At 46.2% G+C, this 16,474-nt stretch carries 19 protein-coding genes; 10 read left to right on the top strand and 9 right to left on the bottom strand.

Annotated elements, in window-relative coordinates; all coding sequences use genetic code 11:
• Window positions 1-21: 21 nt before the first annotated feature.
• Together GACE_RS00495 and GACE_RS00490 are read right to left on the bottom strand one after the other, a co-directional pair.
• A complete protein-coding gene (locus tag GACE_RS00495) occupies window positions 22-423 on the bottom strand; it encodes a methyltransferase RsmF C-terminal domain-like protein (protein WP_048090282.1) in 402 nt (133 codons plus the stop codon).
• Complete coding sequence (locus tag GACE_RS00490) at window positions 416-1,333, bottom strand: NOL1/NOP2/sun family putative RNA methylase (protein WP_048090280.1); 918 nt, start codon at window positions 1,331-1,333, stop codon at window positions 416-418. Before GACE_RS00490 ends, GACE_RS00495 begins: the two co-directional genes overlap by 8 nt.
• A 71-nt stretch (window positions 1,334-1,404) precedes the next feature.
• Between GACE_RS00490 and GACE_RS00485 the strand changes: the two genes are divergently transcribed.
• The 6 genes from GACE_RS00485 to GACE_RS00460 all read left to right on the top strand — a co-directional run bounded on the left by GACE_RS00485 (window position 1,405) and on the right by GACE_RS00460 (window position 5,607).
• Window positions 1,405-1,716, top strand: coding sequence for a hypothetical protein (locus GACE_RS00485; RefSeq protein ID WP_048090278.1), 312 nt, complete (start codon window positions 1,405-1,407; stop codon window positions 1,714-1,716).
• A gap of 158 nt (window positions 1,717-1,874) precedes the next feature.
• Window positions 1,875-2,360 carry a hypothetical protein gene (locus GACE_RS11100; RefSeq protein ID WP_148305884.1) on the top strand — a complete coding sequence of 162 codons (486 nt, stop codon included), beginning with the start codon at window positions 1,875-1,877 and terminating at the stop codon, window positions 2,358-2,360.
• Entirely contained in the window at window positions 2,350-3,111 is a 762-nt protein-coding gene (locus GACE_RS00475) for a 4Fe-4S dicluster domain-containing protein (protein ID WP_052400160.1), read from the top strand. Before GACE_RS11100 ends, GACE_RS00475 begins: the two co-directional genes overlap by 11 nt.
• A 1-nt stretch (window position 3,112) precedes the next feature.
• Entirely contained in the window at window positions 3,113-4,315 is a 1,203-nt protein-coding gene (nrfD, locus tag GACE_RS00470; protein WP_048090277.1) for an NrfD/PsrC family molybdoenzyme membrane anchor subunit, read from the top strand.
• Window positions 4,316-4,478: 163 nt separating this feature from the next.
• A complete protein-coding gene (locus GACE_RS00465; RefSeq protein WP_048090274.1) occupies window positions 4,479-5,336 on the top strand; it encodes a cytochrome c3 family protein in 858 nt (285 codons plus the stop codon).
• Between the two features lie 43 nt (window positions 5,337-5,379).
• Window positions 5,380-5,607, top strand: coding sequence for a hypothetical protein (locus GACE_RS00460; RefSeq protein ID WP_048090273.1), 228 nt, complete (start codon window positions 5,380-5,382; stop codon window positions 5,605-5,607).
• Here the strand turns inward: GACE_RS00460 and GACE_RS00455 are convergent.
• Genes GACE_RS00455 through GACE_RS00445 form a run of 3 tightly spaced genes read right to left on the bottom strand, consistent with a single transcriptional unit; the run spans window position 5,604 to window position 9,902 of the window.
• Complete coding sequence (locus GACE_RS00455) at window positions 5,604-6,377, bottom strand: metallophosphoesterase family protein (protein WP_048090272.1); 774 nt, start codon at window positions 6,375-6,377, stop codon at window positions 5,604-5,606. The genes GACE_RS00460 and GACE_RS00455 overlap by 4 nt on opposite strands.
• Window positions 6,378-6,420: 43 nt before the next feature.
• A complete protein-coding gene (locus GACE_RS00450) occupies window positions 6,421-8,364 on the bottom strand; it encodes a type II secretion system F family protein (RefSeq protein ID WP_048090270.1) in 1,944 nt (647 codons plus the stop codon).
• Window positions 8,364-9,902: a type II/IV secretion system ATPase subunit gene (locus GACE_RS00445; RefSeq protein ID WP_048090267.1), complete on the bottom strand. Its 1,539-nt coding sequence runs from the start codon at window positions 9,900-9,902 to the stop codon at window positions 8,364-8,366. The genes GACE_RS00450 and GACE_RS00445 overlap by 1 nt, the downstream gene beginning before the upstream one ends.
• Window positions 9,903-9,986: 84 nt before the next feature.
• Between GACE_RS00445 and GACE_RS00440 the strand changes: the two genes are divergently transcribed.
• Both GACE_RS00440 and GACE_RS00435 read left to right on the top strand, forming a co-directional pair.
• The gene (locus GACE_RS00440) at window positions 9,987-12,263 is read left to right on the top strand and encodes a DUF2341 domain-containing protein (RefSeq protein WP_048090265.1); all 2,277 of its coding nucleotides are present in this window, start codon (window positions 9,987-9,989) and stop codon (window positions 12,261-12,263) included.
• Between the two features lie 54 nt (window positions 12,264-12,317).
• Window positions 12,318-13,592: a thiolase family protein gene (locus GACE_RS00435; RefSeq protein ID WP_048090263.1), complete on the top strand. Its 1,275-nt coding sequence runs from the start codon at window positions 12,318-12,320 to the stop codon at window positions 13,590-13,592.
• 240 nt (window positions 13,593-13,832) lie between these two features.
• Here the strand turns inward: GACE_RS00435 and GACE_RS11340 are convergent, their stop codons facing one another.
• The 4 genes from GACE_RS11340 to GACE_RS00425 all read right to left on the bottom strand — a co-directional run bounded on the left by GACE_RS11340 (window position 13,833) and on the right by GACE_RS00425 (window position 14,657).
• A complete protein-coding gene (locus GACE_RS11340) occupies window positions 13,833-13,928 on the bottom strand; it encodes an antitoxin AF2212-like protein (protein WP_084063626.1) in 96 nt (31 codons plus the stop codon).
• A gap of 79 nt (window positions 13,929-14,007) precedes the next feature.
• On the bottom strand, window positions 14,008-14,133 hold the full coding sequence (locus tag GACE_RS11845; protein ID WP_318249236.1) for a hypothetical protein: 126 nt from the start codon (window positions 14,131-14,133) through the stop codon (window positions 14,008-14,010).
• Window positions 14,134-14,209: 76 nt separating this feature from the next.
• Window positions 14,210-14,431, bottom strand: coding sequence for a hypothetical protein (locus tag GACE_RS11095; RefSeq protein ID WP_052400159.1), 222 nt, complete (start codon window positions 14,429-14,431; stop codon window positions 14,210-14,212).
• Complete coding sequence (locus tag GACE_RS00425; RefSeq protein ID WP_048090261.1) at window positions 14,400-14,657, bottom strand: AbrB/MazE/SpoVT family DNA-binding domain-containing protein; 258 nt, start codon at window positions 14,655-14,657, stop codon at window positions 14,400-14,402. Before GACE_RS00425 ends, GACE_RS11095 begins: the two co-directional genes overlap by 32 nt.
• A gap of 166 nt (window positions 14,658-14,823) precedes the next feature.
• Here GACE_RS00425 and GACE_RS00420 point away from each other — a divergent pair, with 166 nt between their 5' ends.
• Both GACE_RS00420 and GACE_RS00415 read left to right on the top strand, forming a co-directional pair.
• Complete coding sequence (locus GACE_RS00420) at window positions 14,824-15,141, top strand: cupin domain-containing protein (RefSeq protein ID WP_048090259.1); 318 nt, start codon at window positions 14,824-14,826, stop codon at window positions 15,139-15,141.
• A 53-nt stretch (window positions 15,142-15,194) separates the two neighbouring features.
• Window positions 15,195-16,364: an ADP-ribosylglycohydrolase family protein gene (locus GACE_RS00415; protein ID WP_052400158.1), complete on the top strand. Its 1,170-nt coding sequence runs from the start codon at window positions 15,195-15,197 to the stop codon at window positions 16,362-16,364.
• The last annotated feature ends 110 nt before the right edge of the window (window positions 16,365-16,474 follow it).

Here is a 16,474-nt window from a genome sequence, read left to right as displayed (position 1 = left end):
AAGTAAATACATTTCCCTGTTCTAATCACCCCTCAATCTCCGGTCTTTGGGAACGAAATTTCGTATGACCTTTCCATTGCCCCTGCCACATCCCAGCCAGTAATTTCCCCATTTTAAAACAACGTATCCATGCACTTCACTTTCAATGTCTTCGCCCTTAAGCCACCTTATCATCTCTTCCTTGCTGAACTCAACCACGTTCTTTCTGATTTCGTCGTTCAGCAGATAGCACCCTTCAATCGATAGTCTTATGCCATCCCTTTCTATTCTACCAAAATAAACCCCTGAATGCCTTTCATCAACATCGGGTCCGCATTCTCTGTAAGCGTAAATTCTGTTCTTGCCCATCAGTTTCAGCCTGAACTCCAGCTTTTCAACGCCAAACTGTTCCCTGAGTTTTTCAAGTATCTCTCGCTCATTCATCCTTTACCACCTTCGCAACAAAAAATCCCTCTGTGTTATTGTCCTGAGGGTGGATTCTAAGGCACTTCCTGACCTCATCAGTGTATGTTTTCCCTCTGAATTCGGTTACGGGCTCATGGGACTTCAGGGGAAGGTCAATTTTTTCGAGGTTCGCATCAGTATTGCTCAAAAGATAATCCACAACCTCCTCGTTTTCTTCAGGGTCGAGTGTACATGTCGAGTAAACAAGAACTCCTCCCGGTTTCAGTGCCCTGTAGGCAGCCATTATAAGTTCCTTCTGAAGTCTCGACAGTGCCTCGACATCTCTCTGCCTCCAGAGTCTCAGGTACTTGTAATTCTTCCGTATCATGCCCACGTTGCTGCACGGAGCGTCAAGCAGAACACGATCAAACGTATCTCTGAACCTTCCAAAATACCTGCCGTCCTTCATCGTAACCCTTACGTTGACAGACCCGAATTTCTGGATGTTGGATATCAGGATATTTATCCTCGGGTATTTTACATCATTTGCAATTATACAGCCCCTGTTCTCCATGTACGCCGACATCTGGGTAGTTTTCGATCCCGGTGATGCTGCCATGTCAAGAACGAGCATTCCCGGCTCGACATCAAGAACCGCAGCAGGTATCATCGAGCTCGCTTCCTGCATGAAAATCAGCCCAAGTGCGAATTCAGGTGTGTTGGTTATCTCCCCGCCATATACAAAAAAACCCTCCCTAACCCAGGGAACACTCTCCAGCTCAAATTCCTCAGAAAGTCTTTCAACGACTTCATCAATCCCGGCTTTAAGCGTGTTGACCCTGAAGCTCTGTCTTAAGGGCAGCATCATATAATGGAGGAACTCCTCAGTATCATCTATGTCCTCATATTTCCTGAAAAAATCAGGATTTGTGTCTCTAAGCCCATCCATCAATGGCTGGCTGAGCCATGGAATAATAAACATGTCGTTAAGATTATATGTAGTTTGTCCCACTTTAAATCATGGCGGATAACACGTTTGTTGCCATCGGGCTGATAATAGGTCTTCTTTTCGGCATGTCCGGAATAGCGACCCTTTTCAATTTCATGAACATGGCCATGGAAGAGACCGCACAGCAGCTGGCTCAGATTGGTGCAGTTTCCACCCTCGTTCTGCTGGTGATAGCACTAATTCTGATAATCAAAATCAGGATAATATCCTCCCTTATCGTGGGTGCGGTAATCGGAGCCGTGCTTAACATAATTCTAGAGATGAACGGAATCAACATAACAAACGACGTTTTTCAGGCTATCGCAAGAGGTCTTGGACTTTAAAAACTTTTTCTTTTAGAAAAGTAATTTTTTATATTAACACATCGTAAAATGAAAGTGCACATAACGATAAAGTTAATTATTAATACTGTAAAATACCAGTAAAATTTTTAAAGAAAGCTCAGACTTGATTAATAGTGAAAAACAAGAGGTGTTAAAAGATGCGGGCAGCGACGAGGAGATTTTTGCTGATATACCTGACATTCGTCTTAGTATTTTTAATGCTGAGAACCGTTATCGTCCCCCCCACATTCGGGGAATTTACAGACGACTACACCTACAGATGGTTTAGAGGGGATTCAGTCCGAGAAATTATGCAGTATGACATGAAATTCGCCACGAAAGAAATGTGCGAACAGTGTCATCCAGAAAAGGTTGAATTTCTGAACCGGGGCAAACATTCGACCCTGAGCTGTGAGACATGTCATGGACCAAGCATGAAGCACGTAGAAAATCCCACCACATATCACCCAGAGATAGATACCACAAGAGAGCTGTGCAAGCTCTGCCATGAGTTCAACCCCACAAGGCCTGAAGACTTTCCTCAGAAGTTCACTGACGACCACGGTTACGGGTTTGCCTGTGTTGAGTGCCACAACCCTCACTCACCGTGGGTGTTCAAGAGAGGTGTTGACAATGGTCAGTAGAAGAAAGTTCCTGGCCGTGATAGCTGCTGTCGCTGGATTTGCCAGCTTTAAGAGAAGAGTGGCAGCTCAGGAGCCGGTTGAAGGCTATGACTGGAACAGGCACAAGTATGCATTTGTCGTCGATACAACGAGATGCATTGGGTGCGGAAGGTGCGTGAGGGCCTGCAAGATTGAGAATGAAGTTCCAATGAAGCCATTTTACTTCAGGACATGGGTGGAAAGATGGGTATGGCTTAAAGATGAAGAGGGTCCCAAGGTGGATTCTCCAAACGGTGGATTTGATGGATTCCCTCCCACATACGACGAGAGAATGATATCGAAATCCTACTACGTCCCAAAGCTCTGCAATCACTGTGACAGACCCCCATGCGTTCAGGTCTGTCCAGTTGGTGCAACATACAAGACGAAAGACGGTGTCGTTCTTGTGGATGAGAAATACTGCATTGGATGCAGGTATTGCATCCAGGCATGTCCGTATGGAGCAAGATATCTCTATCCAGCCGATGGTCCGAGAGAGACCAGGAGAAACACCGCTGATAAATGCACATGGTGCTACCACAGAATTACAAGGGGCTACAAACCCGCATGCGTTGAAGTGTGCCCTGTTGGAGCGCGAAAATTCGGTGACCTGATGGATCCGGAAGACGAAGTCAGAAAGATCATAGAAGAAAGGAGAGTTCAGGTGCTTAAGCCCGATATGGGAACGTTACCCCAGGTTTACTATATTGAGCTTGACTCGGAGGTGAGATGAAGTGAGCGAAATTCTCTGGCAGATTCTCCAGCACGTTCAGGGATACATCTATCCCAACGAAGTCGAGGTTAACTGGAGTGTTCTCATTGCCCTCTATCCCTACATAACCGGTCTCGTGGCTGGAGCCTTTATTGTCGCATCTCTTGAAAGAATATTCAAAGTCGAGGCTGTGAAGCCCACCTACAGGCTTGCACTGTTAACGGCTCTCGCCTTCCTGCTATGCGCTCCACTGCCGCTGGTCGCGCATCTGGGACATCCTGAAAGGGCTCTTGAGATAATGATGACTCCGCACCTATCGTCAGCAATGGCAGGTTTCGGTTTCGTCTATGCCTGGTACCTGATGGCTGTGCTGCTGATAGAGCTTTACTTCGACTACAGAAGGGACATTGTAATGTGGTCCCAGGAAGTTGGCGGAATTAAGGGATTCATATACAAGATACTCACCCTCGGAGACTACAACATAAGCGATGAGGCCGTCAAAGCAGACAACAAAATCGTGAACATCGTTACTGTTATCGGTCTCCCATCGGCTGCGTTCCTGCACGGTTACGTTGGATTCATATTCGGAAGCGTTAAGGCGAATCACTGGTGGAGTTCACCTCTGATGCCAATCATCTTCCTGTTCTCAGCGATGGTCTCCGGAATTGCACTCGTCCTGCTGATATACATAGCCAGCAGCTACATAAGAGGAGTTGAGCTTGACAGAGCCTGTACTGATACGCTCGCCAATTATCTGCTCTACGCATATCTGCTGGACCTCTCCTTAGAGTTCATGGAGCTTGCTCACCTGTTCTACACCCAGGAGGAGGGCATAGATGCAATAAGAGTGCTGATAACAGATAAACTGTTCTGGACATTCATTGTGATTCAGGTCTTCCTTGGCACCCTCGTACCGATATTCCTGCTGATTCTTGCCAGGACAGGCATATTCAGGTTCAACGTCAGAAAGTGGATATACATATTCGTCACCACCCTGACACTCATCGGCGTTTTCGCAATGAGATGGAACGTGGTGATAGGCGGTCAGCTGATATCAAAGACGTACCTCGGATACACAACATACATAATGCCGCTGTTCGGCCCAGAAAGCCTCTCACTCGCCTTGGCCATCTGGATACTGCCGTTCATAATACTGGCGGTGCTGATCAAGCTGCTGCCCCCGTGGGAACACCCGCACGAGTGGGAGAAAACAGAAACCGAGTAATTACCTTTTTATTTTTCTGGGAATGCTTCAGCAATTCAAAGCATTAAATCATTAAGATTTGCGGTTTTTGAAACTTTGAGAAAATCCACTAATGAACTTTATTTTCTTTTGCATTTGAGGTACAATACGCAAAATTTTTATTAACTGGGAAAGTGGGAAAGCCATGGAACGAAGGGCTGCAATGCTACTCCTTTTCCTGATAGTAGCGGGCATAATAGTGGCTGCCGAAGGCTACAACACGTTCATGTTCATCGAAAAGGATCCAAGATTCTGCAAAACCTGCCACCTGATGGAAGAGGCATGGAACAAATGGAACCAGAGCCCGCACCAGGGAATAACGTGCCACGAGTGCCATGAGGCAAGCATACAGGACAACATGAGACTGCTCGTAACATACTTCACCCTCCAGCCAGAAGAGGTTTCAGACGATGTCCACGTAGTGATACCCAATGAAAAATGCGAAAATTGCCACTTCCAGAAATCAGAGAAATGGCCATACGTTGCAGATACTGCAGGACACAAATATCATCTGGAAAACGCCAAGGCCAACTGTATAGACTGCCATGGTGGAAGAGTCCACAAATTCGTGCCGGATAACTCGGAGTGCAAGAAGTGCCACAGCGACATATCCATGAAAGTTCCGCAGATGGACTTCCACTGCACCAACTGCCACAACTTCTTAGCCGATGTGAAGACAAACGGAGAGAACATCCTTCCAACGTCTCAGGACTGCAAGAAGTGCCACAAGGATAGAGACATTATCCTCGCACTGCCAGAAGGTGCCCATTCAGAGAGCGAGTGCAGCAACTGCCACCAGCCGCATATAACTGCAGAGCCGTTCTCATGCCAGACCTGCCACAGCCTGCCAAACAAGCCAATCCACAAGTACCACGCAGACAAGGACTGCAAGTCCTGCCACGTGCCCCACAAGAACATAGATGTCAGGACAGTCTGCGAAACATGCCACACAGACAGGAAAGACCACTACCCCACACTCAAATGCACAACCTGTCACAAATAAAAGTGGAAAAATTTTTAAATACTCTTTTCAACTTTTTTGACATATGAAGCTCTTTGAGACCTTTGACCTGAAAACGATATTCATAATGCTGGTATTTGCAGGACTTGTGGTAGGAGGTCTTCAGCTGGCATTCATGTGGCTATGGGTCCTCAGCTCAGGTGCCATCCCGGCATACGAAGGTGGGGTGCACGTAATTGCAGGACTCGTCGCTGCGCTCCTCGCAATAAACGGCCTCCTGAGAGTATACACCAGCTACAGGACAAAAAGCTAAAAAATTTCTCCAAAATTTTGACATAAATCGTATCCATCTCTGAATTTTCCACAAACATTAAGTCTCGCTATTCTCGTGCCATATACCCCAGTCGACCCGATGGTGACAACCATACCATTATGTTCAACCTTCAGAACCTTGTAGGGTTCATGACTCCTCACCACAACTTTCAGACCGAGATCCTCGAGGAATCTGCCGGTGGCTTTAGCCCCAAATCTGTAACCGATTCCCCTCTCAAAATTCCGCGCACATTCATTGTTTTCCCAGGGGTCATTCCACATCAGCTCAATCTCAGCATCATCCCGCATTAATTCCGAACGTTTTATACCCTCACCAACAATCCTGCAGCCCTTTGTGTAGATTCCACCATGCACTGCAAAAATCTCACCATTTATTATGCAGCAGCAGGGGAGCGTTTTCCAGAATTTCAGAAGTTTTCTGTAAAACTCTTCTCCCCATTCCTCTTCCCCCAGCCTGCAAGGCAAATCATGAGGTATTACATTCTCAGACTCATGATTTCCCCTGAGGAGAATGTAATCCCCGCTGATATAACCCTCGAGAATTGCCCTGTAAACCTCAACCGGCTCATCACCCCTGTCAGCATAATCTCCTAAGAAGACTACGGGCCTGAACGCATCCTCTGTCAGGATTTTCAGGGCTCTGGAGTCGGCATGAATATCACCTATTACCGAAAATGTTTCAGACTCGATCTCAGGCAATCTGGAATACCTCATACTCAATGCTTCGTCGAGAAGCTCAATCAGTACCATGTAAAAATAACTTGTTAAAAACCACATCAATATTTTTTATGGCTCATACAAAATACGTGAAAGATACATAGGTAATGAAGGTCAGGAATAAGGCGTGTTTGAATCCTCCCGTAACCCTCATCTCAGATATCGTCCCTGCAATGATCCCCGAAAGGAATGAAATGAGATAAAGAGTCCTCATGAAAGTCTGTCTTATCATCTCAACATCAAATGACGCCTTCATACCCATGACCTCCACGTCCATTCCCGAGAAGACGACAAGAAACTTGGAAATGAGCAGATAGGTTACAAAGATGAAAACTCCAACAGAAAGGTAAACTATGGCAAGGTAGGGCATGAGACTGGACTTCAACCTTTTTCTGAATAGAATCTCAGACTCAATAAACCGGGAAACCGTTGTAAACGCATCCTTTACTGTGGAGTTTGTTTCGAGAGTCTTTACCGCTATGGGGATCGCCTTTGCAAAAATATCGCTTTTTATTCGATATGCCAGTCTCGAAAAAGATCTCGTGACGGGGAGGCCGATCTCGACGTACCTGCCTATGTCGGCAAATTCCCTTGAAAGTATGTCGGTGCCTCCTCTGGACACCAGCCTTATCCCATCAAAAATCGAAACACCCGACTCGTTAAGCATCGCAATCTCGCTGAAGAATTCAGGCAGCCTTTCTTCAGCCCGTGAAATCACCCTGTGCTTCATCTCAAAGATTACAGTAAGTATGGAAAAAAGCGCAAAAGCGGGTATTGCGTAATTTTCAGGTTCAATGTAATTTCTGCTCCATAAAATGTAGAATGCAGCAGCAGAATAAATGAGCACATGCACCGCCACTATTTTTGAGTCCATGTATGCGATAGGTGTCGTATAGGGGTGCAGAGCAAATCTGACAATTCTGTTAACAATCCTTTTCACCAGGCTCCTTTTGAACCTCCTCACCTTCCTGGAATAAACATAAACATTCACCGCCAGACCCTCATCCTTAACCGCCACAATGGAAGACCCCGTAAACGGGAGAGTTGACTTCGCCAGATAGATTATGAACACTGCCGAAACCGGTAGCAGGAAATAAATCATGTAAACATACCCATCCATTATGTCCTGAGAGATGAATTTTGAAACGACAAGTACGATTAGCAGCAGCAACGGAAACATCATGAATATGGAAATGTAGATCTCAAACAGGATTTCCATAAAGCTCGTGACCTCATCAAAGGCGATGTCCTTTTCCTCCTCATATTCTTCAGACTTGGACTTGAGATAATCCACCAGGCTCCCTCCTCCCTGCAACACCACTATCAGGCTATCCAAAAACGCTGAAAGCTTTTTGCTGGGTGTGGTGTCTCTGACATACCTCATGCTCGAAAAAATATCCTTCCTGAACACCTCAAAATGCTTGATAACCTCTTTCAGCTCAACACTGACCTCCCCAAAGAGATAGTGAAGCTTTGAGACTTCCTTCAAAACCTCTACAGGACTCAAACCACCCACAGCCATTCCATACATCATATTTACAGCATGTGGGAGATACAGGTCTATCTCGCCCTTTCTCCTTTTGGCCAGAAAGAAAGGATAGGACAGAATGGAGTATCTGGCAAGTCTGTAAAACAGGTAAGAGGGGATGAGCATGGCGATGTAATAATACTTTTCAGCATAATACCTCACTATGGGCGAGTATTCCGAAACCGTATCTCCAATCCCGAAATGGGGAACATTTTTCACAGTGGGCATCAGGAACCTGACCAGCTCATTCATGGTAATGCTTACTGCATATCTTGCAACATCGTCAAAAAACACCTTTACGGCAAGACTGAGAAAGACGAACGAGAGTACAAATACCAGACATGAGTAAAAAGCAGCAGCTGCAAGAAACTCATACACGGTGAAATTTAACCTGGAAGCTTTGATGGCCCTATCTATATCAGCATATCTCTTTCTGTTTTTCAGCCATTTCCTGGCATACATTCTCCTCAAAAACGCAGGAGTATAGGGCATCAGGATACCTCCGTTTCCTGGAGCTTCTCGAATGCGATCTCTGAATTTGCGTTATACAGTGAAACATACTTTACAAACTCCCCAAACCTCTTGACCCCCTTTTCTCTCAGCATTTCCAGAAACTTTGTCCGCCTATCAAGCTCCTCAAGCAATTCAGACACGGATAGCCCCGTTGAACTCGAAATCGACTCAAGTTTGGCGGAAGAAGATGTCTCGATGAACCGATCATCATGAGGTTCCCACCTGTAAACGGGATTCAGCAAAAGTTCTTTTGTTGTTGGCTCAATTCCAAGAATCTCGTACACGGATTTAATTCTCCTCTTTTTCTCGGTTTTCGTAACCCATCTGCCCTGAATCGCAACGGCATCGAGATACTGGATGAGGACTCTCGGCACATTTAGAGGGTCTTCTTCAAGCCTGTGGATGAGCTGGTTCACATCGCCGGCATGGAATGTTGCGTAGGCCGCATGACCTGTGGCCATTGCCTGAAACAGTGTCTGTGCTTCCTTACCCCTCACCTCACCAACAATTATGTATTCAGGCCTCTGCCTTAGGGCTGCTCTCAACAGATCATACATATCGATTTCCTGTCCCTCTATGCTCAGCCGTGTGACCTCGGGTATCCAGTTTTCGTGATAGAGCTGGATCTCCCTCGTGTCCTCTATGGAGACAATTTTGCTGTCAGGGGGTATGAACATAAGGAGAGCATTGAGCGTTGTGGTCTTACCGCTTGCAGTCTCACCAATGACCATGACGTTCTTCTTGTTCTCAATTAAAATCCAGAAGTATGCAAGCATTCTTGCAGAAATCGTGCCAAAATCCATCAGCTCAACTGGGGTAAAGGGTTCTTCTCTGAACTTCCGTATTGTGAATGTGCTTCCCCGTGTGGAGATTTCCGAGCCATAGGTTATCTGGATCCTGCTCCCATCAGGGAGGGTTGCATCAATGATTGGACTGGAGTAGCTGAGATGCTTGTTGGCTCGCTGAGCGAGCAAAAGAACGTAGTTGTCGAGCACATCCTTCTCAAGCACTATGTTGGTAGACATGTTCCCGTATTTTCGGTGATAGACGAAAATCGGAACCCCATATCCATCACAGCTCACATCCTCGACATTTTCATCGAACAGGATTGGTTCAACGATCCCGAGTCCGAGAAAGTCCCTAACGAAATAGTAAAGGAGCTTGTAAAACAGCTCATCTTTCGTTTTCACCGCATAGTCTCCAAGAACCTTTTTCAAACTTTTGAAAAGTCTGTCGAAGTTATCTTCCCCCATAAGATAAAGGAAACTCTGCCTCACGTCTTCATAGATGGTATAAAGGAGCATTGCTTCATCTTCAGATATCTGGGGTTCTATCAACCAGTATTTTTTTCTGTAACTCTCAACACTTTCAAGAATCCTGACCAGAGCCAGCCTGTCAATGAGCCAGTACTCATCAACAACAGTATAACCTTCGGGAACATCTTCTCCCTCAACAAGCTCCATTCCGGCATCCTCAATGAAGTTTCTGATACTGAGATAGTAAGGATTGTTGAGCATCGAGATGAATTATTCCAAGAAAATAATAAATCTTTCCTCGATTTTTAGAAGGCTTTATATTATTGAAGTGACAGAATTGAAAACGTGTCTGGAGATAACAGTGGAGTTTCACCCATAATAGGATTCATACTCCTGCTCCAGATAATGATAATATTCCTTGCCTTTGTTCAGACCACTCTGATTCCCGATCAGCTGAAAAAGATAGAGTATGACAATGTGAAATCTGTTAAGGCTGAAATGGAAAAATTCTCAGCCCTCATATCCTCTGGAAATAATGCATTCCTGCTTGTAAAAACCCCGGAATACCCCGACTATCTCTTTCTGCTAACACCCGAACCTGCAGGATTTTCAATCTGGACGGAACCATTTACTGTAAACATCTCGGCCGAGATCACGCTGCCAAATGGCAGTAAACTGACACTTTCAAAGAGCTATGAGTCCAGCAGAATATACGTGAAAATTGATAACTACTTCTATCCCGATACAACCTTCATCTTTGAAAATACGGCTGTATTTCAGAAAAGCAACGGAGGATTAGGGATTGCGGGAGACCAGAAAATGCTCAGCGGAGGGGTCAATCTTGTTATAGTAAATTCGAGCATCAACAGGGCATACAATTCTCCCCACGAGTTCTCATTCAGAGCGGTCTCTTCGGGTGGGAGATTCTACGCAGAAAACATCACAGTGGAATTTGAGAGCGTAAATCCAGACTACTGGGCAAGTGCGGGTTTATCGGTCTCGGGCAACAAGGTGAAGGCCACCATTCCATCAGGATTTCTATCCACTATCGTTGTCTCAGACCACGAGTTCAAACCAGGTCCAAAGTACATGCTGAAAGTCAACCCATTCGATTCATACACACTGTCTGCAGGAGACATCCAGGAGCTTGGTGCTGCACTTCTGGATGACTATCTGAACCCAATAACAGGTTTGAAAGTTAACGTAACCGTTTCCGGGGGTATAGGAAATGCAGTTCCTTCAAACATAGAGACCGATATTTCAGGTGTTGCGAGAACGTCGTTCAAAGCCCAGAATGCTGGAAGTGGAAGCGTTATATTTTCAGCAGGAAGTCTGAGCACATCATACAGCATAACCGTAATTCAGCCTCAGGGAACGAATGCAAGTTCACTGCTGCAGGTAAACTGGCTTGACAGCGGTGGAGTGTGGGATGCCGGGAAAGACGGTCTTAAAAAGACTCTGTCCGTAAGAGTTGTCGATTCCCAGTCCTCACCAGTTCCGGGTGTGGAGGTTAGATTTTCCGTCACAAATTCCTCGGTCATTGTACTGAACACCACCTCCGCACTCACAGACACCAACGGAGTCGTTAATGTGCAGGCCACAGCACTTTCAAACGGTAGCGTAAAGATATACGCCTTCGCCGGTGATGCGGGAGACGTGCTCAGCCTGGATGTGATAAACGTAACGGCATTCTGGCTCCCCGGATGGAGTTACCGCGTCCCCATAACAATCCGGGAGAATTCTGGCAATTCGCTGGCAGATTACCAGGTGCTCGTCACGTTAAACGCCTCATTCAACTGGAGTAACGTGAACAGCGATGGATCGGACATAAGGTTCACTGACGATCTCGGCAATCCACTGAGTTACTGGATAGAGGAGTGGAATTACGGCAGTAGTGCGAAGATCTGGGTCAGGGTGCCCAGCATTCCGGCGAGCAGCACCACTACAATTTACATGTACTACGGAAACCCCACAACAAATTCCGAAAGCAGTGGAAGTTCCACGTTCATCTTCTTCGACCACTTTGATTCGGATTCGAGCTCCCTGTATACTGTATGGGAGAGCTGGTCTCGTATCAATCCAACATTCATATGGAATCCAGCGAACAGTGAAGTTACCTCCGACACATCAAATGCTGACTACTTCCTGACGGCCAATGTGAATTTACCACAGAGTTTCGCAGTGGAGGTCAGAGCATACACTGAAGACGACGATGCCCTCGGTGCGTTGATGAAAACTGCCAGCGGTGAGTTCTATATCGCCAGTATGAGGGTCTCGCATTACGATGGCACGGGGATCAGCGGTACTGAGGAAACCCTGCTTAAATACAGTGCACCTCCTACGTATTACCGGCAGGCAACTCTATTATCTTCCATTGGCGATGTTGTGAATCCATCAAACTGGCAGGTCGCAGGCATAGCGTATTACAACGGATACATCCACGCCCTGTACAACCATGCGAAATCCGGATCATACTATGTGGGCATAATTGCTCCAGAGTTTCCTGGGTTGAGCACACAGGCAAATAATCCCCCCGCCCACTACGACTGGATACTCGTAAGAAAGTACGTTGACCCGGAGCCAACGGTCACGGTGGGGAGTGAAGAGACCTACGGACAGTAACGTAAAAGTTGACAAAAACGGAAAGATTATATTGTCACCATCAACTGTGACATTATGCCAGCAGTCATTGTCGATGGTGTGAGAACCCCAGTGGGAAAATTTGGAGGCTCGCTGAAGGACCTGCAGGCTTATGAACTTGGAGCAATTGCGATAAGAGCTCTGATGAAAAAGGCTGGAGTTAGACCAGCTGCAACCAAAGATTCATACGACTTCTATCCGTCAAAGCTGCCGAAGGGCAGGATAGAGCTTGAGGGCGATTACGAGTTCGACGGCGTTGAGGTGGAAATAGACGAGGTCATAATGGGCAACGTTCTTCAGGCCGCACAGGGCCAGAATCCCGCGAGACAGGCCGGGATTTACTCAGGGATTCCCAAGGAAATTCCCGCATACACCCTCAACAAGGTCTGCGGTAGCGGACTGAAGGCGATAATAGCCGCAGCACAATCGATCAGCGATGGGGCAAGAGCGGTGGTCGCAGGCGGTATGGAGAGCATGAGCAACGCGCCCTATGCGATGAGGAAGGCGAGATGGGGATACAGGATGAGCATAAACGCGATAGATGAGGTTGTTGACGTGATGGTATATGACGGGCTGTGGGAGAAGTTCTACGGCTACCACATGGGGAACACAGCCGAGAATATAGCCGAGCTTTACGGCATAAGCAGGGAGGAGCAGGACGAACTGGCCTACGAGAGCCACATGAGAGCAGTAAAGGCCATAGATGATGGCATTTTTGCTCAGGAAATCGAACCCGTTGTCATCAAAACCAGGAAGGGTGAAGTGGTTGTGGATACGGACGAGCATCCGAGAAGAGATACGAGTCTGGAAAAGCTCGCAAAGCTACCGCCGGTGTTCAGGAAGGGTGGAACGGTTACGGCAGGAAACGCAAGTGGCGTGAACGATGGTGCTGCTGCTCTGCTTCTGATGGATGAGAAGTATGCGGAGGAGCTTGGCCTTGAGCCGAAGGTCAGGATCCTGAGCTACGCTTCGGCAGGCATTGATCCCGCATACATGGGCCTCGGGCCAATACCGGCGATACAGAAGGCCGTGAAGAGGGCCGGAATCAGCTTAGACGACATCGACCTCATAGAGCTGAATGAAGCTTTCGCTGCCCAGGCTCTGGCTGTGGTGAAGGAGCTGAACCTTGATCTCGAAAGAGTAAACGTGCACGGCAGCGGGATAAGCCTGGGACACCCGATTGGGGCAACAGGAGCGAGGATTACCGTGACTCTCATCCACGAGATGGAGAGGAGAAAGGCAGATTACGGATTAGTGTCGCTCTGCATAGGCGGCGGAATGGGGATTGCTGCTGTGTTTGAAAGGGTCTGAAAAATTCAAACCCCACATTTTTTACCCTCACAGCGTGAGGACTTTCAAAAGTCAACTCTTTCAAAGCCTCTGTCGAACGTTGTTGCCGCAATAAGCGCATCATTCGGGAGTGAAATCGATTTCAATTTTCGTTGTTTCTCCTTTTCAGTTCGTAGGGAGGTAAAGCAATTACTATGCAGAACTTCCACTTTCACTCTCCTCTATTTGGAGACTTCCCTTGTTTTTCGACCGCACTCTCATTTATACTCCCTCATCGCCGTTTCCTTCCTTTAGATTTACCTCTTCAAGAGATTTGAACACGCCACCCCCATAAACTGCCTTTATAACCTCCAGCATGACGAAACAGATTTGTTGGGAGAATAGATACAGGTCTCCTAACCCACCGGCAAGGTATCGGAAACTCCTAAAAGACCCACTAAAGAAGCTCCCTGATAGCCTCGCTGATGCTCCAAACCCTGATTAATCCTGCCTCCTTTATTTTGTCAAAATGCTTATCATTTGTAATCATTACCGCTTCAGCCTTAAGGCAGGTCGAAGCCATGGTAAAGATCCGCAAACTCATTTTCTGGCATGAATTTTTTGCAGACCTCTATGCTTCCATAATCTGGCTCGATGAGTTAAATTCTGCCTCTGATAATCTCAAGCAGAATTCTTCCTGATTTTCCGAGAAGTTTTTCGTATTTTTTGAATTCCTCCAGCAAAATCGAATTTCCGATAAGCTCAATCTCTTCGGAAAAACATAGCCTGAACATTAAGGCTGTGGATTTTGCAATTCCTGATTTTGCAGAGGAGATGAAAAGGTTGGTGTCAGGAAAGACCCTTAATTTTCTTTTCTGCAAGTTTGTTCACTTCCTTCTTTATTCTTTCAATGTCCTCTTCACTCAGCTCTCTAAACTCGTTCAGCGCTTCAGCTATGAGATGGCTGAAGTCAGCCTTTCTCAGAATCAGGATGTTGTTGGCAAGCTTGAAGATGAGGAGTTCGTCATCCTCTTTAAGCTTCAATTCTTCCCTGATTTCTTTGGGAATTGTAATTCTGCCCCTTCGATCCATCCTGGTTATGGACATAATTACCCATTTGTGGGTAAGATATAAAGGTCTTTTCTCCCTGTGAGTAACCCGCATTTCATCCAGTTGAAACCAGATTGCCCAATTGCTGAGACAAACAAATACCTCTGAGTGCCTGTAAAAAAGATATATAAACTTCCAACAACAAAAAACACCGGTGACCTGAATGCCGTCGGAGTTGGAAGTTTACAGGCTTAAAGACCTTGTTAGCTATCAGGAAAACTCAATAGTGAGCAGAACCATAGTAGACAGGGAAACCGGCACCGTAACGCTGTTCGCCTTCGATGAGGGGCAGGGGCTGAGCGAGCACACCGCCCCATTCGACGCGATGGTTTACGTGGTTGAGGGCGAGGTTGAGGTAAAGATCTCGGGCAAGCCATACCGCCTGAAGGAGGGAGACATGATAGTGATGCCGGCCAACGAGCCGCACGCCCTGAAAGCAGTGACAAAATTCAAGATACTTCTGGTGATGGTGAGGAGCTGATTTCCTAAAGTAAAGATAAAATTTAACTTTCGTTTTAAAGTCACGTCTAAAAAATGGCAAGAAACCTGTTCGACATAGAGTCCCGTTTGGGAAAATGCAGAAAAAACTCTTGCATAGTCGATGCCCTATTTGAAAGCGGATTGTTGGATGTGGAGCGCATAGAGTTCCTCTACACTACCCCGCCAAAAATTGAAACGGTGTACCTGAATAAAGTAGAGGGAATACTATTCGGAACAGCAATAGGTGATGCGCTCGGTGTAAAATTCGAATCACGCCCACCAGAATACATTCTTAATAAATACGGACATATTAAGGGCTTTCATCAAAAAGCACACATTACTGACGATACCCAGTTAACATTCTGGACCTTAGAGGTATTCTTGAATCAGGGATGGCTTGATCCAAAAAAGTTGGCAGACAGATACACAAAGGAAAGAATTACCGGAATAGGAAAAACGATGAAAGCATTTATAAAGAACTACAAGGATCTAAGAGTTCCGTGGTACTTAGCAGGGGTGAACAGCGCCGGTAATGGTGCTCTCATGAGGTTATCCCCCCTTGTTATTCCGCACCTCCTGAACCCCTCGAAAGAGCTCTGGTGTGATGCGATAGTGACGACATATCTGATATATCACGACAGGCTTGCTATCGCATCTGCAGTTGCTTTTGTAAGTCTATTGTGGGAGTGTTTCAGAATTCAAAGGCCTCTCGAAGCGGATTGGTGGATAGAAAAATATGTGGCAGTCGCAAGAGAGCTTGAGGGAGACAACACCACATATTCAACCAGATACGGTACACTGAAGTACAAAGGCCCAGCATGGTATTTTATCGAAAAAGTCTTGGAAGATGCCTCTAAAGAAAAATGGAGCCTGAAAGAATTGAGTAGCAGAATTGGATCGGGAGCTTACTTGCTCGAAACTATCCCAGTTGTTCTTTACACATTAATGATGCATGCTGACACGCCTTACACAGCACTGACTGAAGCAATTACATACAGCAAAGATAGCGATACCATAGGTGCCATCGTTGGATATTTTATCGGCGCAATTCACGGATCTAAAGCTTTCCCAAGGTATCTTGTTGAGCCCATGCTCAACGGCAAAATCCTTCCCCGAAAATATGTAAGCTTGATCGCATCTACACTAAGCTACCTCAAAAAAACATCAGAAGAGTCTGAAATAGACATAGATTATAGCGATATGATTCTGACACTATCGAAATAACTCACCAATCAAGTCTTAGTGACCAAGACCCCTTCTGTAAACTTGCTATAACCCCACGTTAACTTTCAATACACTCAATGACATTATACCCAAAAAGTCCCTTGGAATCG

This window comes from Geoglobus acetivorans, assembly GCF_000789255.1.
GTDB lineage: Archaea > Halobacteriota > Archaeoglobi > Archaeoglobales > Archaeoglobaceae > Geoglobus > Geoglobus acetivorans_B.
This window is presented reverse-complemented; position numbering and strand designations above follow the sequence as displayed.